This window comes from Paraburkholderia sp. PGU19 (genome assembly GCF_013426915.1).
Lineage (GTDB): Bacteria > Pseudomonadota > Gammaproteobacteria > Burkholderiales > Burkholderiaceae > Paraburkholderia.
Genome location: NZ_AP023181.1, coordinates 998,250 through 1,022,189 on the forward strand (window position 1 = coordinate 998,250; position 23,940 = coordinate 1,022,189).

19 protein-coding genes are annotated in these 23,940 nt (G+C 62.3%); 11 read left to right on the plus strand and 8 right to left on the minus strand.

Translation table 11 applies throughout. The annotated features are described in order from the left end of the window. Positions 1 to 130: 130 nt before the first annotated feature. From prpB to prpF, 4 genes are all read left to right on the plus strand, one after another. Positions 131 to 1,024 (plus strand): methylisocitrate lyase, encoded by an 894-nt coding sequence (prpB, locus tag H1204_RS34345; RefSeq protein WP_180734946.1) that lies wholly within the window; start codon positions 131 to 133, stop codon positions 1,022 to 1,024. Positions 1,025 to 1,044: 20 nt separating this feature from the next. Then, positions 1,045 to 2,214, plus strand: a complete 1,170-nt coding sequence (gene prpC / locus H1204_RS34350) for a 2-methylcitrate synthase (RefSeq protein WP_180734947.1) — start codon at positions 1,045 to 1,047, stop codon at positions 2,212 to 2,214. A 258-nt stretch (positions 2,215 to 2,472) separates the two neighbouring features. After that, positions 2,473 to 5,070 (plus strand): Fe/S-dependent 2-methylisocitrate dehydratase AcnD, encoded by a 2,598-nt coding sequence (acnD, locus tag H1204_RS34355; RefSeq protein WP_180734948.1) that lies wholly within the window; start codon positions 2,473 to 2,475, stop codon positions 5,068 to 5,070. 35 nt (positions 5,071 to 5,105) lie between these two features. Further along, a complete protein-coding gene (prpF, locus tag H1204_RS34360; RefSeq protein ID WP_180734949.1) occupies positions 5,106 to 6,287 on the plus strand; it encodes a 2-methylaconitate cis-trans isomerase PrpF in 1,182 nt (393 codons plus the stop codon). 797 nt (positions 6,288 to 7,084) lie between these two features. On the opposite strand, the gene H1204_RS34365 is transcribed toward prpF, so the two are convergent. From H1204_RS34365 to H1204_RS34380, 4 genes are read right to left on the minus strand one after another with little or no spacing between them, the layout of a single operon-like run. Continuing rightward, a complete protein-coding gene (locus H1204_RS34365) occupies positions 7,085 to 8,014 on the minus strand; it encodes a dihydrodipicolinate synthase family protein (RefSeq protein ID WP_180734950.1) in 930 nt (309 codons plus the stop codon). A gap of 45 nt (positions 8,015 to 8,059) precedes the next feature. Beyond that, the gene (locus H1204_RS34370; RefSeq protein ID WP_180734951.1) at positions 8,060 to 9,409 is read right to left on the minus strand and encodes an MFS transporter; all 1,350 of its coding nucleotides are present in this window, start codon (positions 9,407 to 9,409) and stop codon (positions 8,060 to 8,062) included. A 51-nt stretch (positions 9,410 to 9,460) separates the two neighbouring features. Beyond that, positions 9,461 to 11,050, minus strand: a complete 1,590-nt coding sequence (locus H1204_RS34375; protein ID WP_180734952.1) for an aldehyde dehydrogenase (NADP(+)) — start codon at positions 11,048 to 11,050, stop codon at positions 9,461 to 9,463. An 11-nt stretch (positions 11,051 to 11,061) separates the two neighbouring features. Continuing rightward, on the minus strand, positions 11,062 to 12,795 hold the full coding sequence (locus H1204_RS34380; protein WP_180734953.1) for an IlvD/Edd family dehydratase: 1,734 nt from the start codon (positions 12,793 to 12,795) through the stop codon (positions 11,062 to 11,064). 165 nt (positions 12,796 to 12,960) lie between these two features. On the opposite strand from H1204_RS34380, the gene H1204_RS34385 reads away from it, so the two are divergent. Beyond that, a complete protein-coding gene (locus tag H1204_RS34385) occupies positions 12,961 to 13,911 on the plus strand; it encodes a LysR family transcriptional regulator (RefSeq protein WP_180734954.1) in 951 nt (316 codons plus the stop codon). Positions 13,912 to 14,047: 136 nt separating this feature from the next. Here H1204_RS34385 and H1204_RS34395 read toward each other — a convergent pair whose 3' ends face one another. Both H1204_RS34395 and H1204_RS34400 read right to left on the minus strand, forming a co-directional pair. Then, entirely contained in the window at positions 14,048 to 14,893 is an 846-nt protein-coding gene (locus tag H1204_RS34395) for an ureidoglycolate lyase (RefSeq protein WP_180734955.1), read from the minus strand. A gap of 161 nt (positions 14,894 to 15,054) precedes the next feature. Further along, on the minus strand, positions 15,055 to 15,486 hold the full coding sequence (locus H1204_RS34400) for an Lrp/AsnC family transcriptional regulator (protein WP_042306744.1): 432 nt from the start codon (positions 15,484 to 15,486) through the stop codon (positions 15,055 to 15,057). Between the two features lie 218 nt (positions 15,487 to 15,704). Between H1204_RS34400 and H1204_RS34405 the strand changes: the two genes are divergently transcribed. Together H1204_RS34405 and H1204_RS34410 are read left to right on the plus strand one after the other, a co-directional pair. Continuing rightward, positions 15,705 to 16,766, plus strand: coding sequence for an ornithine cyclodeaminase (locus H1204_RS34405; RefSeq protein WP_180734956.1), 1,062 nt, complete (start codon positions 15,705 to 15,707; stop codon positions 16,764 to 16,766). 42 nt (positions 16,767 to 16,808) lie between these two features. Beyond that, the gene (locus tag H1204_RS34410; RefSeq protein WP_180734957.1) at positions 16,809 to 17,750 is read left to right on the plus strand and encodes an arginine deiminase-related protein; all 942 of its coding nucleotides are present in this window, start codon (positions 16,809 to 16,811) and stop codon (positions 17,748 to 17,750) included. 70 nt (positions 17,751 to 17,820) lie between these two features. Here the strand turns inward: H1204_RS34410 and H1204_RS34415 are convergent, their stop codons facing one another. Then, positions 17,821 to 18,693 (minus strand): LysR family transcriptional regulator, encoded by an 873-nt coding sequence (locus H1204_RS34415; protein WP_180734958.1) that lies wholly within the window; start codon positions 18,691 to 18,693, stop codon positions 17,821 to 17,823. A gap of 156 nt (positions 18,694 to 18,849) precedes the next feature. On the opposite strand from H1204_RS34415, the gene H1204_RS34420 reads away from it, so the two are divergent. The 3 genes from H1204_RS34420 (at position 18,850) to H1204_RS34430 (ending at position 21,673) form a co-directional block, all read left to right on the plus strand. Continuing rightward, on the plus strand, positions 18,850 to 19,923 hold the full coding sequence (locus H1204_RS34420; RefSeq protein WP_180734959.1) for an alkene reductase: 1,074 nt from the start codon (positions 18,850 to 18,852) through the stop codon (positions 19,921 to 19,923). A gap of 434 nt (positions 19,924 to 20,357) precedes the next feature. After that, positions 20,358 to 20,960 (plus strand): sigma-70 family RNA polymerase sigma factor, encoded by a 603-nt coding sequence (locus tag H1204_RS34425; RefSeq protein ID WP_243468957.1) that lies wholly within the window; start codon positions 20,358 to 20,360, stop codon positions 20,958 to 20,960. After that, positions 20,957 to 21,673, plus strand: a complete 717-nt coding sequence (locus H1204_RS34430; protein WP_180734960.1) for an anti-sigma factor — start codon at positions 20,957 to 20,959, stop codon at positions 21,671 to 21,673. Before H1204_RS34425 ends, H1204_RS34430 begins: the two co-directional genes overlap by 4 nt. Positions 21,674 to 21,799: 126 nt before the next feature. Here the strand turns inward: H1204_RS34430 and H1204_RS34435 are convergent, their stop codons facing one another. Beyond that, the gene (locus H1204_RS34435; RefSeq protein WP_180734961.1) at positions 21,800 to 22,975 is read right to left on the minus strand and encodes a porin; all 1,176 of its coding nucleotides are present in this window, start codon (positions 22,973 to 22,975) and stop codon (positions 21,800 to 21,802) included. 286 nt (positions 22,976 to 23,261) lie between these two features. Between H1204_RS34435 and H1204_RS34440 the strand changes: the two genes are divergently transcribed. Next, positions 23,262 to 23,879: a dihydrofolate reductase family protein gene (locus H1204_RS34440; protein WP_180734962.1), complete on the plus strand. Its 618-nt coding sequence runs from the start codon at positions 23,262 to 23,264 to the stop codon at positions 23,877 to 23,879. Positions 23,880 to 23,940 lie beyond the last annotated feature (61 nt).

Here is a 23,940-nt window from a genome sequence, read left to right on the forward strand (position 1 = left end):
CCGATTTCATTTTTGAAATTTCCACGAACGCTCGTGCGCTTGTGTGCCTCGCAAAATCAGAGACTTAGCGACATAACGCTACATGGCACGCCACTTGCAGATATAGCCGCGCAAACAACGGAGCCTCACAGTGAATTCAGCCAAACAACCCACCAGCGCCGGCGCCGCATTCCGCCAGGCCGTCGCAGAAGGACAACCGCTGCAGGTCGTCGGCGCGATCAACGCGTACGTCGCGAAGATGGCCGAAGCCGTCGGCTTCAAGGCGCTGTATCTGTCGGGCGGCGGCGTCGCCGCGAACTCACTTGGCGTGCCCGATCTCGGCATCAGCACGATGGACGACGTACTGACGGACGCCCGCCGCATCACCGACGCCACCAACCTGCCGCTGCTTGTCGATATCGACACGGGCTGGGGCGGCGCCTTCAACATCGGGCGCACGGTGCGCTCGTTCATCAAGGCGGGCGTCGCGGCCGTTCACCTCGAAGACCAGGTCGGCCAGAAGCGCTGCGGGCATCGCCCGAACAAGGAAGTCGTCCCGACGGAAGAGATGGTGGATCGCGTGAAAGCCGCCGTCGATGCACGCACCGACGACCAGTTCGTCATCATGGCCCGCACCGATGCGGCCGCCGCCGAAGGCATTGATGCCGCGATCGAGCGCGCCGTCGCGTATGTCGAAGCAGGCGCGGACATGATCTTCCCCGAAGCGATGAAAACGCTCGACGACTACCGCCGCTTCAAGGCCGCCGTGAAGGTGCCGATTCTCGCGAACCTGACCGAGTTCGGTACGACGCCGTTCTTCACCACGACGGAACTGCGCGAAGCGAACGTCGACATTGCGCTGTATTGCTGCGGCGCCTATCGCGCGATGAACGCGGCGGCGCTCAATTTCTACGAGACCGTGCTGCGCGACGGCACGCAAAAGGCCGCCGTGCCGACAATGCAAACGCGCGAAGATCTCTACAAACACCTTGGCTATCACGCGTACGAGGACAAGCTCGACGCACTGTTCGCCGCACACAAGTAATGGCACCTGGAGGAAGACACATGAGCGAAGCAGACAACGGCGCAACGAGCGCGGGCGCATTCAAGCCGAAGAAATCCGTGGCCCTGTCGGGCGTGACGGCCGGCAACACCGCGCTGTGCACGGTCGGCAAGACGGGCAACGACCTGCACTACCGTGGCTACGACATTCTCGATCTCGCGGGCGCCTGTGAGTTCGAGGAAATCGCGCATCTGCTCGTGCACGGCAAGCTGCCCAACGTCGCCGAACTCGCCGCTTACAAGCAAAAGCTCAAGGCGCTGCGCGGCCTGCCCGCGAACGTGAAGGCCGCGCTGGAATGGATTCCCGCCGCCGCGCACCCGATGGACGTGATGCGCACGGGCGTCTCCGTGTTGGGCACGGTCCTGCCGGAAAAAGACGATCACAACCTGCCGGGCGCGCGCGATATCGCCGACAAGCTGATGGCCTCGCTCGGCTCGATGCTGCTGTACTGGTATCACTACTCGCACAACGGCAAGCGGATCGAAGTCGAAACCGACGACGATTCGATCGGCGGCCACTTCCTGCATCTGCTGCATGGCGTGGAGCCGCCGAAGTCGTGGGTCGATGCGATGCACGTGTCGCTGAATCTGTATGCGGAACACGAGTTCAACGCATCGACGTTCACGGGCCGCGTGATCGCGGGCACGGGCTCGGACATGTATTCGGCCATCACCGGCGCGATCGGCGCGCTGCGCGGGCCGAAGCACGGCGGCGCCAACGAGGTCGCGTTCGAGATCCAGTCGCGCTACCAGACGCCGGATGAGGCAGAAGCCGACATCCGCCGCCGCGTCGAAAACAAGGAAGTCGTGATCGGCTTCGGCCACCCCGTCTACACGATCTCCGATCCGCGCAACAAGGTGATCAAGGACGTCGCGAAGAAACTGTCGAAGGAAGCGTCGAACACGAAGCTGTTCGAGATCGCCGAGCGGCTGGAAAGCGTGATGTGGGACGTCAAGAAGATGTTCCCGAATCTCGACTGGTTCAGCGCCGTGTCGTATCACATGATGGGCGTGCCGACGGCCATGTTTACGCCGCTCTTCGTGATCTCGCGCACGTCCGGCTGGGCCGCGCACATCATCGAACAGCGCGTCGACAACAAGATCATCCGACCGAGCGCGAATTACACGGGTCCGGACGATCTCGCGTTCGTGCCACTTTCGAAGCGCGCCTGAACGAGCAACTCGACTCCTGGAAGTGCGGTGCGAGAGCCGCAATCCTGTTCGGCCTTGGTTCGTTATACCCGCGAGCCAAGGCTGCTTTTTATGCGCTTTTTATGTTTGCGCCGCTACACCCGGCGCCCGCTGAAGCGCTACACTTCGCAAGAAACACGTGGACGGCAAGCCCGGCCACCACACGGAGCCATGTGTGCCGAAGCCGCGACACGGCATCGCACGCCGGCTCACGATCAATATCGCATGTGTCCCTACGCCATGAATACTGCACACCGCAAACCGCTGCCCGGCACTTCGCTGGATTACTTCGACACGCGCGCCGCGATCGACGCGATCGAGCCTGGCGCTTATGACAAGCTGCCGTACACGTCGCGCGTGCACGCCGAGAACCTCGTGCGCCGCTGCGATCCCGCGACGCTGACCGATTCGCTGCGGCAGATCATCGAACGCAAGCGCGAACTGGATTTTCCGTGGTTTCCGGCGCGCGTCGTGTGTCATGACATTCTCGGTCAGACAGCGCTCGTCGATCTCGCGGGACTGCGCGATGCGATCGCCGATCAGGGCGGCGACCCGGCGAAGGTGAACCCCGTGGTACCCGTTCAGTTGATCGTCGATCACTCGCTCGCTGTCGAATGCGGCGGCTTCGATCCGGATGCGTTCACGAAGAACCGCGCAATCGAAGACCGGCGCAACGAAGACCGCTTCGACTTCATCAACTGGACCAAGAAGGCATTCAAGAACGTCGACGTTATTCCGCCGGGCAACGGCATCATGCACCAGATCAATCTGGAGCGGATGTCGCCTGTCATTCATGCTGCCGATGGCATCGCGTATCCCGACACGCTCGTCGGCACGGACAGTCACACGCCGCACGTCGATGCGCTCGGCGTGATTGCCGTGGGCGTCGGCGGCCTGGAAGCGGAGAACGTGATGTTGGGCCGCGCATCGTGGATGCGCTTGCCGGATATCGTCGGCGTCGAACTGTCGGGCAAACGTCAGCCGGGCATTACCGCGACCGATATCGTGCTCGCGTTGACGGAATTCCTGCGCAAGGAAAAAGTAGTCGGCGCGTATCTGGAGTTTCGCGGAGAAGGTGCGTCGAGCCTCACGCTCGGCGACCGCGCGACGATCTCCAACATGGCGCCCGAATACGGCGCAACGGCTGCAATGTTCTTCATCGACGAGCAGACCATCGACTATCTGCGTCTCACGGGCCGCGACGACGCGCAAGTGAAGCTCGTCGAAGCGTATGCGAAAACGGCTGGCCTGTGGGCCGATTCGCTGAAGCACGCCGAATATGAGCGCGTGCTCAGGTTCGATCTGTCGACGGTCGTGCGCAATATGGCGGGTCCGTCGAATCCGCACAAACGCCTGCCGACGTCCGATCTCGTCGAACGCGGCATTGCGGGCAAATGGGAAGAAGTGCCGGGACAGATGCCCGACGGCGCCGTCATCATCGCGGCGATCACGAGCTGCACGAACACGAGCAATCCGCGCAACGTGATCGCAGCGGCTTTGCTCGCGCGCAATGCGAACGCTCGCGGCTTGACGCGGAAGCCGTGGGTGAAGTCGTCGCTGGCGCCGGGATCGAAGGCCGTCGAACTCTATTTGCAGGAAGCGAACCTGCTGCCCGATCTGGAGAAGCTCGGCTTCGGCATCGTCGCGTTTGCGTGCACAACGTGCAACGGCATGTCGGGCGCGCTCGATCCGACAATCCAGCAGGAGATCATCGATCGCGATCTGTACGCGACGGCCGTGCTGTCGGGCAACCGCAACTTCGATGGCCGCATTCATCCGTATGCGAAGCAGGCGTTTCTCGCGTCGCCGCCGCTCGTCGTCGCGTATGCGATTGCGGGGACGATCCGCTTCGATATCGAGCGCGATGTGCTCGGCACGGACCAGAACGGCAAGCCGGTGTATCTGAAGGACATCTGGCCGAGCGATGAAGAGATCGACGAGATCGTCAGGCAGAGCGTGAAGCCCGAGCAGTTCCGCAAGGTCTACGAGCCGATGTTCGCCGTGACGGCCGCGAGCGGCGAGCCGATCAGCCCGCTCTACGACTGGCGCGCGCAAAGCACGTACATTCGCCGGCCGCCGTATTGGGAAGGCGCGCTGGCTGGCGAGCGCACGTTGCAAGGCATGCGCCCGCTCGCCGTGCTCGGCGACAACATCACGACGGACCACCTGTCGCCCTCGAACGCGATTCTCGCGAACAGCGCAGCGGGCGAATACCTCACGAAAATGGGCCTGCCCGAAGAGGACTTCAACTCCTACGCGACACATCGCGGCGATCACCTCACCGCGCAACGCGCGACGTTCGCCAACCCGACACTGGCCAATGAAATGGCTATCGTCGATGGACAGGTGAAGAAGGGATCGCTGGCGCGCATCGAGCCGGAAGGCAAGGTCACGCGCATGTGGGAAGCCATCGAAACCTATATGGACCGCAAGCAGCCGCTCATCATCATTGCGGGCGCGGACTATGGTCAAGGCTCGTCACGCGACTGGGCGGCGAAGGGCGTGCGTCTCGCGGGCGTCGAATCGATCGTGGCGGAAGGCTTCGAGCGCATTCACCGCACGAACCTGATTGGCATGGGCGTGCTGCCGCTCGAGTTCAAGCCGGGCGTGAACCGGCTCGCGCTGGGTATCGACGGGACGGAGACGTATGACGTGATCGGCGAGCGCAAGCCGCGCGCGGATTTGACGCTGGTGATTCACCGCAAGAACGGCGAGCGCGTCGAAGTGCCCGTCACGTGTCGTCTCGATACGGCGGAGGAAGTGTCGATCTACGAAGCGGGTGGCGTGCTGCAGCGCTTTGCGCAAGACTTCCTGGAGTCGTCGAAGGCAGCGGCCTGAAGCGGATTGCATCATATTCATCGGGATCAAAACACATGGCACACGCACCTCAAGTCAAGATTCCCGCCACGTATATGCGCGGCGGCACCAGCAAAGGCGTGTTCTTTCGCCTGAAGGATTTGCCCGAAGCGGCGCAAGTGCCGGGCGCCACGCGCGATGCGTTGCTGCTGCGCGTGATCGGCAGCCCTGATCCTTATGGCAAGCAGATCGACGGCATGGGCGGCGCGACGTCGAGCACCAGCAAGACGGTGATCGTCGCGAAGAGCAGCCGGCCGGATCATGATGTGGATTATCTGTTCGGGCAGGTGTCGATCGATAAGCCATTTGTCGACTGGAGTGGGAATTGCGGGAATCTGTCGGCGGCGGTCGGACCGTTTGCGATCAGCGGCGGGCTGGTCGATCCGGAGCGCGTGCCGGATAACGGCGTTGCTGTCGTGCGCATCTGGCAGGCGAATATCGGCAAGACGATCATTGCGCATGTGCCGATGACTCATGGCTCTGTGCAGGAGACGGGGGACTTCGAGCTCGATGGGGTGACTTTTCCTGCTGCGGAAGTGCGACTCGAGTTTCTGGACCCTGCTGCGGAAGAGGAAGGCGCAGGAGGCGCGATGTTCCCGACGGGTAACGTCGTCGACGATCTCGAAGTGCCCGGCGTCGGCACACTCAAGGCGACGATGATCAATGCGGGTATTCCGACGATTTTCGTCAATGCCGAAGCGATTGGTTATACGGGTACGGAGTTGCAGGACGCGATTAATAGCGATGACGCGGCGCTGAAGAAGTTCGAGACTATTCGTGCGCATGGGGCGCTGCGGATGGGGCTGATCAAGAGTCTCGATGAGATCGCGACGCGGCAGCATACGCCTAAGGTCGCGTTTGTGGCCCGGCCTTCTGGTTATGTTGCTTCGAGCGGCAAGGCCGTTGTTGCTGATGATGTCGATCTGCTCGTGCGCGCTATGTCGATGGGGAAGCTCCATCACGCGATGATGGGGACGGCGGCTGTTGCTATTGGCACGGCGGCTGCCATTCCTGGCACGCTGGTGAATCTTGCCGCCGGCGGTGGGGAGCGCGAAGCTGTGCGCTTCGGGCATCCTTCGGGGACTTTGCGGGTCGGCGCGGTGGCTACACTCGAAGACGGCGAGTGGGCCGTTAAGAAGGCCGTTATGAGCCGGAGTGCTCGGGTTTTGATGGAGGGGTGGGTTCGAGTGCCGGGGTAGGTTTTTTTGTCTGCGACGCTGATGGGGGTGCTTGCTTGTTTGATGGTATTCGCGGTTTGCCTTCGTGCTTCAGGCTTCGCCCCTGTGCGCTTACCTATTCGCTGGCATCCGCGTTTCGTTAGCGTGCTTCACGCGTCGCCCCTGTGCGGGGCGGCACCTACTATTCTTTGCCGCCGCAAAGAAAAGTAGGCAAAAGAAAGCGGCTAACACCGCCAACATTTCTTCCTGCCTGAGGGCCCCCAGCCGGTCTTACGCTTCACACGGCAGCATTTCTGTTCGCGTTCGTTGCCAACGCTTCGAATGAGCGCCTCACCCACTTCAAACACCCGAACAAGAGCTAGCGGCAGCGAATGGTTTGCGCCGCCCAGGTGGCAAACTGTGTGTAGGTTGTCGCGTCGTATAGCTTGCCGCTCTTACAGGGTTGAGCGCGCGCTATCGGTTCGGAGTGAGGCGTGTGCGGCGCTACGGCCTACACACAGTTTGCCACCTGGGCGGCCGTGGACTATCTGGCACGGCATACTGCAATGCAGGAGCGTGAAGCGGGTGATGCGCACCGCAAGAGCACTGGCAACTAACATGAGTCACGTGATTGCCGCGTGAAGCGTAAGAACCTTTGGGGGCCCTCAGGCAACAACTAGAGCTGGCGGTGTGAGCCGCTTTCTTTTGCCTACTTTTCTTTGCGGCGGCAAAGAAAAGTAGGTGCCGCCCCGCACAGGGGCGACGCGTGAAGCACGCTAGCAAATCGCGGATGCCAGTGCAAAGGCAAACACACCGGGCAGCGCTAACCCGCTATGCATTCACTTGCCCCATCGCAACACCAACGGATCAAGCCTCCGCGCGATGTCAATCAGCTCAGCCCGCGTATCGGGATGCATCACCGGCAGCGGATGCCGCGGAGCCTCGCATACAATCACCCCGCCCTCTTTCATCAGCGCCTTCGCCGCGAGCAAACCCGTCTGACGGTTCTCATGATTGATCAGCGGCAACCAGCGCTGATACTGCGCAAACGCTTCATCACGTTTGCCTTCGCGGAACGCTTCGAGAATCGGACGAATACCGTCGGGATAACCGCCGCCCGTCATCGACCCCGTCGCGCCCGCGTTGAGATCCGCGAACAGGGTGATCGCTTCTTCGCCGTCCCACGGACCCTCCACGGCATCGCCGCCGAGGCGAATCAACTCGCGCAGCTTCGCAGCCGCGCCCGGCGTCTCGATCTTGAAGTACGACACCTGTTCGAGTTCACGCGCCATCCGCGCAAGAAATGCCGCCGACAGCACGGTGCCGCTCGCGGGCGCATCCTGAATCATGATGGGAATATCGATGCCATCCGACAACCGCGCGTAGAACTCATAGATTTGCGTCTCGGGCACGCGGAACGTTGCGCCGTGATACGGCGGCATCACCATCACCATCGATGCGCCCTGCTCCTGCGCGCGGCGGCTGCGCTCGACGCACACGGCGCTGCTGTAGTGGCTCGTCGTCACGATGACGGGCACGCGGCCCGCAACGTGTTCGAGCATCACGCGCGTGAGCGTTTCGCGTTCGTCGTCGGAGAGCGCGAACTGCTCGGAGAAGTTCGCGAGAATGCACAGGCCGTCCGAGCCCGCGTCGATCATGAAATCGACGACGCGCTTCTGGCTTTCCAGATCGAGCGCGCCCGTTTCGGTGAACGTGGTCGGCACCACAGGGAAGATGCCGCGATAACGTGGAGTGCGTTGTGAGGTCATGACATGAGTTCCGCTAGAAGATGTTTTGAACAGGTCACGCGCGCATCAGCGCGCATGCGCCTTCGGTTCGGGCAACGACGCCCGCACGACGAACGTGATCACGACGGCGAACAGCAGCGTCGCGGACAGGAAATAGAGGCCGGACGCGAGGCTGCCCGTCGCATCCTTGATGAGTCCGATGCCGTACGGCCCGACGTAGCCACCCAGGTTCGCGAGCGAATTGATCGTCGCGATGCCGACAGCCGCGCGCGCCCCCGACAAAAACTGGCCGGGCAACGCCCACACTACCGCCTGAATCGAATATAGCGAGAACGCTGTCAGGCAGATGAACAGGAATTGCAGCGCGGGCGTGTGCGTCCATGCACTCAGCGCCATCGTGAGGGCAGCGAAGGCGGACACGACCACGATATGCCAGTACCGCTCACGCTTGCGATCCGAATGACGCGGCACGACACACAGTCCGACCACGGCGAACAGATAAGGCACGGCGGACAGCAGACCTGTCACGGCGTCCGTGACGCCGAACGCCTTGATAATCGTCGGCAGCCACAAGGACAGTCCGTAGATGCTCAGCGGGAACGGCAGAAACAGCAGCGCGAGCAGCAGCACGCGTTTGTCCTTCAGCGCGGCCAGCGGATTGCCGTGCGATTGCAAGCCATACGACGCGCTATCGGCGGCGAGTTCGCGTTCGATCCACGCGCGGTCCGACGCGGCGAGCCACTTCGCATTCGCGGGCGACTCGGGCAGCACGCGCAAGGTCGGCACGCACAGCAGCACGGCGGGCAGGCCGCTCAGCACGAACAGCGTCTGCCAGTTCGACAGGCCGAACACGCCGTGCGTCGACAGCACGAAGCCCGCCACGGGTCCCGTCAGAATCCCCGCAAGCGGTTGCGCAAGCACCAGCAAGCCGATGATGCGCGCGCGATGCCGCATCGGAAACCACTTCGTGAGGAAGTACAGAATGCCCGGATACAGGCCCGCTTCCGCCGCGCCGAGCAGAAAGCGCAGCACATAGAAACTCGTCGGTCCGCTGACGAGCGACATCAGCATCGTGATGACGCCCCACGTGAACAGAATCCGCGCGAACCATACGCGCGCGCCGAAGCGTTCGAGCGCGAGGTTGCTCGGCACTTCGCACAGAAAATAGCCGATGAAGAACAGCCCCGCGCCGAGGCCATAAGATGCGTCGCTGAGGCCGACGGCCGCGTTCATGTGCAGCTTCGCGAAGCCGACCACGGAGCGGTCGATGTACGCGACGACGTAAATCAACGCGAGAAACGGAATCAGCCGGCGTATCAGCAGATTCATGATCCGCTGTTCGTCGGCGAGCGCGGCGCCCGTACCCGCATCGACTGCGGGCGCGGCCTGCTGCGCGCTGGCGTAGGGTGTGGTCATTCGATGTCTCCGAGAATGTCGTTATGTACTGCGTTGGCGCGACTTGCTTGCTCAACTCTGCGTGCGCTCGTGCCGCCCCGCGAACCGCCGATGCACACCAAGCGGATTCGCATCCCGCAACGCCTCGGGCAACAGCGCGGCAGGCAGGTTCTGATAGCAGACAGGACGCATGTAACGTTCGATGGCCGCCGTGCCGACCGACGTGCTGCGTCCATCGGATGTCGCGGGGAACGGGCCGCCATGCACCATCGCGTCGCAGACTTCGACGCCCGTCGGAAATCCGTTCGCGAGAATGCGGCCCGCCTTGCGTTCGAGAATCGGCAGCAGCGCTTGCGCGGCGGGTTGATCGGCGTCGTCGAGATGCAGCGTGATCGTCAGTTGCCCTTCGATACGATTCAACACGGTGCGCAATTCATCGGCATCAGCGCATTCGACCAGCACGCTGCACGGGCCGAACACTTCGTCAGCCAGCGTGTGATCCGCGAGCAGACTCTTCGCACTCACGCGGAACAACACCGCTGGCGCGCGCCGGCTGCCCGCTTCGGGCGCCTTGCCGCGCGCCAGCGTCGTCACAGCGGGATTCGCCGCGAACCGTTCGATGCCTGCCTCGTAGGCGCGCAGAATGCCGCCCGTGAGCATCACGCCCGCCTGCACGCCATCAATGCTCTGCGCAGCGGTTGCAGCGAAACGCTCGAAGCCTTCGCCTGCGACGCCCAGCATCAACCCCGGATTCGTGCAGAACTGCCCGCAACCCAGCGTCACCGATGCAACGAAATCGCGCGCCAGCGTTTCGGCTCTCGCGGTCAGCGCAGTAGGCATCAGCAGGTTCGGGTTCACGCTGCTCATTTCCGCGTAGACAGGAATCGGCTCCGCGCGCGCGTTCGCAATCGCCATCAGCGCGCGTCCGCCTGCACGCGAGCCGGTGAAGCCCACGGCCTTGATCGACGGATGCGCGACGAGCGCCGCGCCCACTTCATGGCCTGCGTCGAACAGCATCGAGAACACGCCTTCGGGCAGTTCCGCGTGACGCACGGCGTCCTGAATCGCGCGACCCACGAGTTCCGACGTGCCCGGATGCGCCGGATGCGCCTTCACGACAACAGGGCAACCCGCTGCGAGCGCCGCCGCCGTATCGCCACCCGCGACGGAAAACGCGAGCGGAAAATTGCTTGCGCCGAACACGGCAACAGGGCCAACGCCGATGCGCTGAAAGCGCAGATCGGTGCGCGGCGGTTGGCGTTCGGGCAACGCGGGCTCGATGCGCGCATCGAGCGCGTCGCCGCTGCGTACGAGCGACGCGAACATACGCAACTGATTAGCCGTGCGCGCGCGCTCGCCTTCGAGACGCGCTTTCGGCAAACCCGATTCGCTCATCGCGCATTCGATCAACGCGTCGCCGAGTGCTTCGATGCGCCCGGCGATGTCATCGAGAAAACGCGCGCGGCGTTCGGCGGGCAACGTGCGGTAAATATCGAATGCGTTTTCTGCCAGCGTGCAGGCTTCGTCGACATCGCTCGCGTTCGCGCTGTAATAAGCCGGTGCCTGCAACGGTTGCTCGGTTGCCGCATCGACAGCACGAAATTCCGCACCTTGTCCGCGCCGTGCTTTAGCGCCAATCAGCAATTCACCCGTCAGATTCATTCGTTCTCTCCTCAATGCGAATGGCGCGGCACGTCTGCGCCCCGGCAGCCGACGAGGAAGTCCAGATCGCACCCCTCGTCCGCCTGCAATACGTGATCGATATACAGCCGCTGATAACCGCCGCCGGCCGGCATCTCGGGCGGCGTGTGGCTTTCGAGGCGGCGCGCCAGTTCTTCATCGCTGATATCGACGCGCAACGTGCCCGCATCGCAATCCAGCTCGATCCAGTCGCCGTCCTGCACGGCGGAAAGCGGCCCGCCATCTGCCGCTTCCGGCGTCACGTGCAATACGACCGTGCCGTATGCCGTGCCGCTCATGCGTGCATCAGAAATGCGCACCATGTCCTTCACGCCCTGACGCAACAGCTTCGGCGGCAAACCCATGTTGCCGACTTCGGCCATCCCCGGATAACCCTTCGGTCCGCAGTTCTTCATCACCAGCACGGAGTTCGCGTCGACGTCGAGCGTTTCATCGACGATGCGCGCCTTGTAGTGCTCGAAGTTCTCGAACACGACTGCACGTCCGCGATGCTTGAGCAGTTCAGGCGTCGCCGCCGACGGCTTCAGTACCGCGCCGCGCGGCGCGAGATTGCCGCGCAGCACGCGAATGCCGCCGTCCTTCACGAGCGGCTTGTCGAGCGGACGGATCACTTCGTCGTTGTAGATGGGCGCATCCATCACGTTATGCCATAACGCCTTGCCGTTCGCCGTCAGCGCGCCCGGATGCGGCAGCAGATCCGCTTCGCCGAGTCGACGCAGCACGGCAGGCAAACCGCCCGCGTAATAGAACTCTTCCATCAGGAAGCGGCCCGACGGCATCAGATCGACGATGGTCGGCGTGTTGCGTCCGACGCGCACCCAGTCGTCCAGATCGAGTTGCACGCCGATGCGTCCGGCAATCGCCTTCAGGTGAATCACCGCATTGGTCGAGCCGCCAATCGCCGCATTCACGCGGATCGCATTCAGGAACGCTTCGCGCGTGAGAATCTTCGACAGCGTGAGCCCTTCGTGCGCCATCTCGACGATGCGCATGCCCGACATGTGCGCGAGCACGTAGCGGCGCGAATCGACGGCGGGAATGGCCGCGTTGTGCGGCAGCGACGTGCCGAGCGCTTCCGCCATGCACGCCATCGTCGAAGCCGTGCCCATCGTGTTGCAGGTGCCCGCCGAGCGCGACATGCCCGCTTCCGCCGACAGGAACTTGTGCAGATCGATCTCGCCCGCCTTCAGCGATTCGTGCAACTGCCACACGGCCGTGCCCGAACCGATGTCCTTGCCGTCGAGCTTGCCGTTCAACATCGGCCCGCCCGTGACGACGATCGCGGGCACGTCGCAACTCGCCGCGCCCATCAGCAGCGCGGGCGTGGTCTTGTCGCAACCGGTCAGCAGCACGACGGCGTCGATGGGATTGCCGCGAATCGCTTCTTCGACATCCATCGCCGCGAGATTGCGCGTGAGCATCGCGGTGGGACGCAGATTCGATTCGCCACTTGAAAACACGGGGAATTCGACAGGGAAGCCGCCCGCTTCGTAGATGCCGCGCTTCACGTGCTCGGCGATCTTGCGGAAGTGCGCGTTGCACGGCGTGAGTTCCGACCACGTATTGCAGATACCGATGACGGGCCGGCCGTCGAACTCGTGATCGGGGATGCCCTGATTCTTCATCCAGCTTCGATACATGAAGCCGTTCTTGTCGGCCGTGCCGAACCATTGGGCCGAGCGCAGCTTCGTTTTCTTATCCGACATGCTTGCTTCCTGAAGGCGAGTGCTGATCTTCACGCAACCGTTTTGGCAGGGACGAGAGGCGGTTGCGGATCATGGGAAAAAGAGAAGTCTACGAAACGGTCTGATATCTTTCTAATGAAAATTGGCGCCGAACTGATATTGCTTTAATTATTGGTATTAACCCTTATGCTTGATTCGAACCCCTGGTATGTCCGCACGCGGCTGAAGACGCGGCAACTGCTGCTGCTCGTCGCGCTCGACGAAGAAGGCAATATCCACCGCGCCGCCGACGCGCTGAGCATGTCCCAGCCCGCCGCGTCGAAGCTGCTGCGCGAACTGGAAGAAATGCTGGATGCGCCGCTGTTCGAGCGGATGCCGCGCGGCATGCGGCCTACGCTCTACGGCGAGGTCATGATTCGCCACGCGCGTTCCGTGGTCGGCAGTCTCGATCAGGCGCGCGAGGAAGTGCTCGCGCTGAAGTCCGGGCAGCTTGGGCGCGTGGCCGTCGGCACGATCACGTCGCCCGCCGTCAGCCTGCTGCCCGCCGCGATTGCGCAGGTCAAGCAGCACCATCCCGGCTTGAGCGTGAGCGTCGAAATCGACAGCAGCAACGTGCTGCTCGAAAGCCTCGCGCAAGACAAGCTCGACCTCGTGATCGGCCGGCTCTCCGTCGAACATGACAAGCTGCATCTGCGCTACGAGCCTCTCGCTGAGGAACAGGCGCTCGCCGTCGCCCGTTCGGGTCATCCGTTGCTGGCGTCGCAATCGCTGACGCTGGCGGATGTCGTCGACGCGTCGTGGGTCGTGCCGCCCGCGCAAAGCGTGCTGCGCCATCGCTTCGAGCTGATGTTCCAGCGTCAAAGCCTCGCGCCGCCGTCCAACGTGGTCGAAAGCGCGGAACTGCTGTTTGTCACGAGCCTGCTGTCGCAAAGCGACATGCTTGCTGTGCTCGCCGCCGAGGTCGCGCATTACTACGCAGCGCACGGCCTGCTGTCGATCCTGCCGCTCGACATGCCGCTGCGGATGGACGACTTCGGCATCATCACGCGCACCGGGCAGTTGCTGTCGCCTGCTTCGACGCAGGTGGTGCGCGCGTTGAAGCAGGTGGCGGGCGAGCTTTACGGCGCGATTACGTGAAGCTCAATACGTGGCGAGGCCGCCCGACAGATCGAACACTGCGTTCCGCAACCGCATAGCCGATGTCTTGCGCGCCGCCCGTGACGATGGCAGCGCGCGCTGCGTGAAGTCGTACTGGTTCATCAGCGCGCTCCTCTTATGCGGCGACGGTACGTTGCTGCTGCTCGCCGAGTCCTTCGATGCCGAGGCGCATCGTCTGCCCTGCGCGCAGATAGACGGGCTCGGGCTTATGTCCCATGCCGACGCCCGGCGGCGTGCCCGTCGAGATCACATCGCCTGGTTGCAGGCTCATGAACCCGCTCAAATAAGAGACGATCTGCGCGACGTTGAAGATCATCGTGCTGGTGTTGCCGTTCTGATAACGCTTGCCGTCCACTTCGAGCCAAAGGGCGAGCCGCTGCGGGTCGGGGATTTCGTCAGCGGTGACGAGCCATGGGCCGATCGGGCCGAACGTGTCGCAGCCCTTGCCCTTGTCCCACGTGCCGCCGCGCTCGATCTGATACTCGCGTTCGGAAACATCGTTGACGACGCAATAGCCCGCGACGTGGCTGAGCGCGTCGGCTTCTTCGATATACGTGCCGCCCTTGCCGATCACCACACCCAGCTCGACTTCCCAGTCGGTCTTTTGCGAGCCGCGCGGGATGCGCACGTCGTCATTCGGACCGACGACCGCCGACGTCCACTTGCCGAACACGACAGGCTCGCCCGGCACGGGCAGATTCGATTCCGCGGCGTGGTCCGCGTAGTTCAGCCCGATGCAGATGAACTTACCGATGCGGCCCACGCAGGCGCCGATGCGCTCTTCGGCGGAAACGATGGGGAGCGACTCGATATCGATCTGACGCAGCCGCTCCAGCGATTCAGGCAACAGCGTCGAGCCCGCGACATCGTCGATCACGCCGGACAGATCGCGTATTGTGCACTTGCGGTCGAGAATGCCGGGCTTTTCGTGGCCCGGGGCGCCGTATCGGAGCAATTTCATGTGATTCCTCGTTTCCAGTTGACTGAGCTACATTGCGTCTGCCGGACAATGTAGGGAAACGGGACTGGGTTGAATAATGAAAGCTGCTGCGCGGGTGATAACTTCTGGTTATCGTGGGGACGACCACTCAGAAGAATACACGCAGGCTCTTTTGCTCCACGTCAGGCCTTGTGAGTAGACAACAAAATGCTGGTCTCGGTATTCGCGATTCCGTCGATCATGCGAATCGCCCCCAGCACGCGATCAAAATTCTCCAGCGAGTCCGCATGCAACTCGGCGATCAGATCCCAGCGCCCATTAGTGCTGTGAATCGTCGCTACGTTCGGATGCCCGCGCAACACCTTGATCACTTCAGCGGCGCGATTGCCGTGCACGGCGATCGACATCAGCGCGCGGATCCGATGCTTCTCCGCCGCCTGCTTGAGACGCACCGTATAGCCCACGATCACGCCATTCTTTTCCAGCCGGGCCAGCCGGTTTTGTACCGTTGCGCGCGCGACTCTTAGCTCCTTCGCGAGCGTGACGACAGAGGCGCGAGCGTCGTCGCGCAACAGGGCGATGAGCTGGCGATCGACGTCGTCGAGATTGATCATGTCAGTACCTTTGGTGCGATGAGCGGGCTTCGAGCATACGGCTACTACGCCATGTGCAATAGCTGTAATTGAACAGAATGCCAGCCCGATCTATCAGAGTGCCGGAAATCTCAGCAGATTCAGTAAGTTTGCCATCTTTCTGTTGGCTTCACGGGCGGAAATAATGTCTCTATCGGGCGGCACATCCAGCCCGCAAAACCATCACCGGAGACAACACCATGACCCGCTTCCTCGACGTTCCCGCCGCCAGCCGACTCGTTGCGAGCGTCGGCGTGCCGCGCTTTATCGACGAACTCGTCAGCACCTTGCGGGCCGACTTTCTTCGATGGGCGGAGTTCGACAAATCGCCGCGCGTCGCGTGCCATTCGCGCGACGGCGTGATCGAACTGATGCCCGTAGCCGACGCGAAGCTGTTCGCCTTCAAGTACGTCAACGGCCACCCCGTCAACGCGCAACGCGGCATTCACACGGTGATGGCATTCGGTGCGCTCGCCGATGTCGATACCGGTTATCCGCTGCTGCTTGCCGAACTCACGCTGACCACCGCGCTGCGCACGGCGGCGACCTCGGTGCTCGCCGCCAAAGCGCTCGCGCGTCCCAACTCGAAAACGATGGCGCTGATCGGCAACGGCGCGCAAAGCGAATTCCAGGCGATCGCCTTTCACACGCAACTCGGCATCGACGAAATCCGGGTGTTCGATGTCGATTCGCTCGCAACCGACAAGCTCGTTCGCAATCTGTCCGCGTGGCCTGCGCTGCGGGTCGTGCGCGCAGCATCGACAGCCGAGGCCGTGCGCGGCGCCGATATCGTGACGACCGTGACCGCCGACAAAGCCCACGCGACCATCGTCATGCCGGAAATGATCCAGCCCGGCATGCATCTGAACGCAGTGGGCGGCGATTGTCCCGGCAAGACCGAGCTGCATGCCGACGTGCTGCGCATGGGCCGTGTGATCGTCGAGTACGAACCGCAAACGCGTATCGAAGGCGATATCCAGCAAATGCCCGCCGACTTTCCCGTCGTCGAACTCTGGCGCGTGCTGAAGGGCGAAGCCGCAGGCCGGGAAAGCGCATCGCAGGTCACGATCTTCGATTCCGTCGGCTTCGCGCTCGAAGACTATTCCGCCTTGCGCTATCTGTACGCGCTCGCGATGCAATACGCCGCTGGCACAGAGATTTCTCTGATTCCCCCCGCCGCAGATCCGAAGAACCTCTTCGCGTTGATCGGCACCCAGAGCGCGCCGGTGCCGCAAAACGCCGGGATCGAACTGGCGCATTGAATCACCATCGTCTCATTGCTCAACTGTCTTCTGCGTGCACACATGAACCGCTTGTCGATACAGGCCCCGTCGGCCGTCGTGATGGTACGGCCGCACCGCTTCACACCCAATCCCGAAACCGCCGGCGACAACGCCTTTCAACGCGCGCCCGAATCGCAAGACCATGCCGATGCGTGCGCCCTGGCCGACACGGCGCGCGACGAAGTGACGGCCGCCGCGCAACGCCTGTCCGAGGCGGGCGTCCGCGTGCATGTGTTCGATGACCTTGGGGACAACGGCACGCCCGACTCCGTCTTCCCCAACAACTGGTTCTCGACGCATCCGGGCGGCCATGTCGCGCTGTATCCGATGTACAGCCGCAACCGCCGACGCGAGCGGCGCACGGATGTGATCGAGATGCTCAAGGCCGAGTATCGCGTGCAGGATGTCGTCGACTATTCGGGCCTTGAACACGACGATATTTTTCTGGAAGGTACGGGCGCGATGGTGCTCGATCACGTGACGCGTATCGCGTACACGGCGCGCTCGCGACGCGCGGACCCCGTTGCGCTCGAACGCTTCTGCACGCACTTCAACTTCGAGCCGATGTGCTTCGATACGGCTGATTCCCACGGGCAACCCGTCTATCACACGAACGTGATGATGAGTGTCGCGACGGACTTCGCGCTCGTTGGCTTCGACGTGATCCGCGATGCAACCCGGCGCGAGCATATTCATCGGCGGCTCGCGGAAACGGGACGCACGGTGATCGCGCTCGACAATGCGCAGCTTGGTCATTTCGCGGGCAACGCGCTGGAACTGACGGGCCGCGATGGCCGCGTGCTCGCGCTCTCGCGGCGTGCGCTTGGCTGTCTCACGCAACGGCAGCGCAGGCTGATCGAGCGGTCCGCGCAGCTGTTGCCGCTCGACGTGCCGACTATTGAACTGGCGGGTGGCTCAGTGCGTTGCATGCTCGCCGGTATTCACCTGGCGCGTCGCAGCTGAAGTCCGCTCAGGAACTGACTCTTTTCGACAACCCATGGCCAGCCGCAGGCGATGGGTTATTCGATCCAGCTTACCGACCTAACCGCTCCCGAAGAAATCCGATGAAGTGCTGTGTTTTCGCGGGCAACAGACGGGTTTCCGTGATTGCGTAGACTGGCGTGGCTATGCCTTCCCATTCGGGCATGATGTGCCGCAGCTTCCCGCTGGCCAGTTCATCGGCGACGATTTCTTCGGGCAGCAGCACGATGCCCATATCGAGCGTCGCCAGCCGCCGGATCATGCCGACGCTGTTGAGCGTGAACCGTCCTCCCACAGGCACCGTGACGCTCCGTCTTCCGTTGTTCAATGTCCATGCATTCGCTCGCAGGATGCCCAGGCACTCGTGTCGTTCCAGATCGACGGGCTTGCGCGGCTCGCCAGCCTGTTCGAGATAACCCGCCGATGCGTATAGCCTGGGCCGAAGCGACGCCAATGGCCGCGCAATGAGTTGCGAATCCGCGGGCTCGCCCATGCGTATCGCTACGTCGAAGGGTTCGCTGACCAGATCGACCTGCCGTGGCGTCAAGTCGAAGTCGAAGGTGATGCCGGGGTAGAGGCGGGCGAATTCCGCGATCAATGGCGCGAGGTACGTCACGGCGAAGTCGACTGGCAACGATGCGCGAAGCACGCCGCTGGGGTTCGCAAGCATGTCGCCGAGCTGCTCGTGCGCGAGGCGCGCTTCGTCGACGATACGTTTGCAGCGCTCGAAATAGAGCTGCCCGGCCTCCGTCAGCTCGATCCTGCGTGTGGTCCGGTGCAGAAGACGCAATCCGATCGCTTTCTCCAGCGTCGCGATGCGCCTGGACAACGTCGAGTTCGGCATATCCAGCACCTGCGCAGCGTGACGAAAGCCTTTGGCTTTGACGACCTCGACGAACAGCGCCATGTCATTGAGTAGCTCCACGTCTACTGCTCCATCAATGGATCAATGTTCTGCAAATTACCATATTTATCCCGAGGATGAAGCGGGCGATGATCTGTTCCTGACGAGTGCACTACCCGGTCGCGTGAGTGACCTGCAGTCAGCCGTCTTTCATTCAAACGAATCAAGGATTACGTCATGAACTCATTGTTCGATTCCGTCCGCGTCGGTCGACACCTGCTGCGCAACCGCCTGGTCATGGCGCCGATGACGCGCTCGCGCGCGCAGTTCGACGGAACGCCGGGCGAACTGGCCGCCGAGTATTACGCCCAGCGCGCAGACATCGGGCTGATCGTCACCGAGGGCACGCAGCCTTCGGACGACGGGCAGGGGTATCTCACCACGCCCGGCATTTATACGGATGCACATGTCGCTGGCTGGAAAAAGGTGACGTCGGCCGTCCATGCAAAAGGCGGACATCTCTTCATCCAGCTCATGCATGCCGGGCGCATGTCGCATCCCGACAATACGCCGCATCATCGTCAGGGCGTCGCGCCTTCCGCGATCGCGCCGGGCACGGGTATGTTCACGCCCACGGGCATGCAGGAGATACCCGAACCACGCGCGCTGAGCACGAGCGAAATCCGTCAGACCGTCCAGGATTTCCGTCACGCGGCGCGCCGTGCGATCGACGCCGGCGCCGATGGCGTCGAAATCCACGGCGCGAACGCTTATCTGGTTCAGCAGTTCTTCGCGCCGAGCGCAAATATGCGCACCGACGACTACGGCGGCTCGATCGAAAATCGCGCCCGCTTTGCCATCGAAGTAGCCACGGCAATCGCCGGTGAAATCGGCGCGGAGCGCACCGCCATCCGGCTGTCGCCCGGAACGACGATGTGGGGCATCGACGAAGGCGCCGAAGGCCCGGATCTGTACCGCTTCCTGGTCGCCGAACTCGACAAGCTGGGGTTGGCTTACGTCCACATCATGCATCAGGGCAACGAGGTGCTACTCTCCGACATCCGCAAGTTATGGACACGGGCTCTCATCGTGAACCGCCCCGGCCGTCCGCTTGAACGGGTCGGCAGCGATCTGGCCTCAGGACTGGCCGATCTGGAGTCATACGGCCAGATGGTGTTGGCGAATCCCGATTTCGTTGCACGGTTGACCGCTAATTCAACGATGAATGAAGCGAACCGGATGACGTTCTTCGGTGGGGACGCGCGGGGATACACGGATTATCCGCACTTGCACGACGCTGCCGATGCCTGAGGCTGCCCGCTGTGTCGAAGCCGTCGAACGCTGACGGGTCAGTCACTTCGGCCGTCGCCGGGCTATTGCTCGTCGGCGGCCTGTCCAACACGCGTCACGGCACGGTAACGCTCGGCGCTTCGGCGTGAAGGTGCTGGATGCACGCGGGGTGATTTATTCAAGCGCCATGCGTCGGTGCCGATTTGCTGATCATCAGCCGGCTGCCAATCTGTTTATCGTCAGATCATGCCGTAGCGGGAAGAACGATAATGCCTTAACACTTTGCATCCGCGATGCGCCCAACACCGTACAAAGGGAATTGAATCCGCGTTCACGACCGTCCAGGAGATCCGATGCCCTCGCGACCATTGCCCGGGGACGGGCTACTGGATGCGCATCGCGCTGATACACTACGTGCACGAAGACGTACCGTGTACAGCCAGCCCGGGTGGAACATGTCCTCAAGGCAACCGAAGGAAATGCGTGACGCGGCGCGAACGCCCACGTCTTCGGACGCTGCGGGGCGCGACGATCTGGACCGCATGCTATCGGCTGTTGCGTTGCGCGACCGGGCTGCGTTTGAAACGCTGTATCGTCGTACATCGCCAAAGATTTTCGCCATTTGCATCAAGGTCCTGCGTGACCGGTCCGAAGCCGAGGACACGCTTCAGGACGTGTACGTCACAGCCTGGAACCAGGCGGCCACGTTCAATCCGCAGCTATCCAGCGCTCTCACGTGGCTCGGGACGATCGCGCGCAATCGCGCAATCGATCGCATCAGGCGCCGCCGCACGGTCTCGCTTGACGAAACAACTGTCGAAGAGATCGTCGATGAATCCCCCACTCCCGCTGCCCTTGCACAACTCAGCCAGGAACGCCAGCGGCTCGAGCTGTGCCTGCAAGCGCTGCCCGATATTCAGAGAAAGGCAATCAGGGAGGCATTCTTCACGGGTTCGTCGTACGCCGAACTGGCCGCGCGAATGAGTGTTCCGCTGGGCACCATGAAAAGCTGGATCCGCCGCAGTCTGATGCAGCTGAAGACGTGTCTTGAGCGATGAATACGCCCGCCTCCTCCGACGAAAACGACCTTCGCTGCGCGGAGTACGTGCTTGGCGTGCTCAGCGACGAGGAGCGCCGCGAAATCGAGCTCGCGATGCAGCAGGAAGCGGACATGGCCGAATCGCTCGCGCGTTGGCAAGCGCGCCTGATGCCTTTGAACGAAGACGTGGCGGAGGTGATGCCGCCTTCGCATGTGTGGGACCGTTTGCAAGCGCAGTTGGGCTGGACGCAGACGGAGCGCCGCGCGGGTCTATGGAACAGCCTGTCGTTCTGGCGCTGGACGGGATTGACGTCGGTCGTTGCAGCTTGCGCGCTCGCCATCGTCCTGACACGCACCGTGTTGCACGAAGCCGAGGCCCCACCCGCAGGCGCGCAATATCTCGTTGCGACGCTCGAACGGCAAGGTCCGGGCGCAGCCTGGACGGCGACGGTGGATGCGCAACACGCACAAATCGTCGTCGTTCCGCCTCGCGACTTCTCGATTGCCGCCAACCATTCCACGCAGATGTGGATGATTCCGCCCGGCTCGAAACCCATCTCGCTGGGCGTCATCGATCCGCAGCACCCGACGATCGTGCACGTCGCGCAGGATCAACTTCAGCAACTCGGCGCACAGACCACGCTTGCGGTGTCCCTCGAACCGCAAGGGGGATCGCCAACCGGGCAACCCACCGGGCCAGTACTTGCAGCGGGCCGCGTCGAGGGAATCTGAACGTTCGAACGCGGGTGATACCGGCAGCATTCGCCTGACAATCTGATCGGTGCGATGCTGACCGGCCTCAGGCGCGCCCCCGCCGACAAGCGCTGATGGTCGGGCGCGCAGCCCGAACGCCCGTCCTTAGAACATCTTGCGAAGACCGACTGCCACGCCCAACTGGTTGGTCCGGCCAATGGTATTGGTCGGCACACCGGCGGAATTGACGCCGCCCGGATAGTCGGCGGCGAAAGCGCCCGTGCCGCGCGCCCAGTCCGTGATCGCGTAGACTTCCGTCTGCCTCGAGAACGAGTATTCGGCGAGAATCGTAGCCGACTGGTTCACCCCCGTACCAAGCGAACCGTCGAGCCGTTCAGCATTGCGCGCGTGCCCGTAGTAGTAGGCGAACGTGAACAGCAATGGAGCGGTGGCCTTCCAGTTCGCACCGACGTACAACGTATCGTCGATGCGATTGGGACTGGCACCCTTCAATGTCGGCGAGCCCGCTTGTTGCATGTTGACGTCGGTCAATCCCGTCTGATCCTGGCCGTGAAGCCAGCCGGCCAGCAGACGGACGTCGTGCGTGACCTGCCAGGCGCCGCTGATGTGCATGAAGTTCGTCTTGCCGCCATTGATTGCACTGCCGACACTGGTCCCGACTGCGGAGCCCGTCGCGGAAGTCGGTACCGAAACCTGCTGGAAGCCTGCGTTGAGCATAGCTGGGCCATACGTGTACGTCAGTTCTACGGCGTAGATGGCGCCGAGACCGAGCGCGCCCGGCTGGTTGCCGAAGCCATAAAGCGCATCGATCGCCAGGTTATAGAACGTGCCTTTGTACTTGACCGCGTTGTTGATTTCCAGGTAATTGCCGATACCGTTATAAGGCCAACTGTTCTGCCAGTAGTTGCCAACGGTCAATGGGTCGAAGATATCGCCCAGGGTGTCGTAAGCGGGCGCGTATTGCCTGCCGAAAGTGAGTGCGCCCCACTGCTCGTTCGACAGGCCCACGTAAGCCTGTCGACTGAACAATGTGTTGGGAACGTGGAGTGTCCCATTAAAGGCTTCGAAGCCGTTTTCGAGGTGGAAGACTGCGGACCATCCGCCGCCCAGATCTTCGCTGCCCTTCAAGCCCCACCGGCTGTGGGTTTCCGGACCCGAGGTCATGGCGACCTGGTCGTCGCCGCCCGGGCCGGCGTTCGTCTGATAGCGGATGGCTTCATCGACGATGCCGTATAGCGTGACTGAGCTTTGTGCGAATGCCAGCGGAGTCGCGGCAGCCAAAAGTGCGCCAATGGCACTGGAGATAACGATCTTTTTCATCAGCGATCCACCGTAATTAGTGAGCCAGCTGGGTCAATTTCGTGAACAGGAGCATAGCCTGTCAATTCGTTGCAGCAAAGCGATCTGCTAACGAGGTGTTGTTTATTTGCCGTGCTGCACGGAGGCTTGTGAATGTTCTGGCGATCGACTATGTCGAAGCGGCGTTGCCTCTAATTGCTGATGCAAGAGCGCTTTCTTTGGAAATCGATTTGAGTAGTTGTCGATCGACATGCAATTCGTTCGTCGTATAGATGGATCGATCGGGTCCGTCGACCTGGAGAACATCATGCGCAAGCTCGTTGTTTCCGTTTTCATCAGTCTGGATGGCGTGGTGCAAGCACCTGGCGGGCCGGACGAAGATCGCAGCGGCGATTTCCGCCTTGGCGGCTGGATAGTCCCCTATGCCGACGAAGCCATTGGCCAGAACTTGCAGGACCTGCTCTCGCAACCGTTCGAGTTGCTACTGGGCCGTCGCACCTACGACATATTCGCGTCGTATTGGCCACATGTACCGGCCGACTCTCACAGCCGCGCCATCGCCGACCTGTTCAACAGCGTACCGAAACATGTCGCCACGCATCAGTCCGGCACGCTCGACTGGCAGAACAGTCATACGCTGTCGGGCGACCTCGCCGACGCGATACGTGCGCTCAAACGTCAGGACGGCGCCAATCTATTGACCTTCGGCAGCGGCGACATGCTGCGCCAACTGCTTGCAGCCGGCCTGGTGGATGAGCTTCGGCTTGTGATTTACCCCATCATGCTTGGGCGCGGCAAGCGCTTGTTCGGCGACGACGCACTCGCGTCTGCGTTCACTCTGGCGCACTCGATCAGTACGCCTGGCGGTGTGTTGATTACCCGCTACTTGCGTGACGGCGAGGTGCGCACAGGAACATTCGACTAAGTCGAGTAAGCCTGCATATAGCGATAACTGTTTGGTCCCTCGCATTAAGACCGTTACCAAT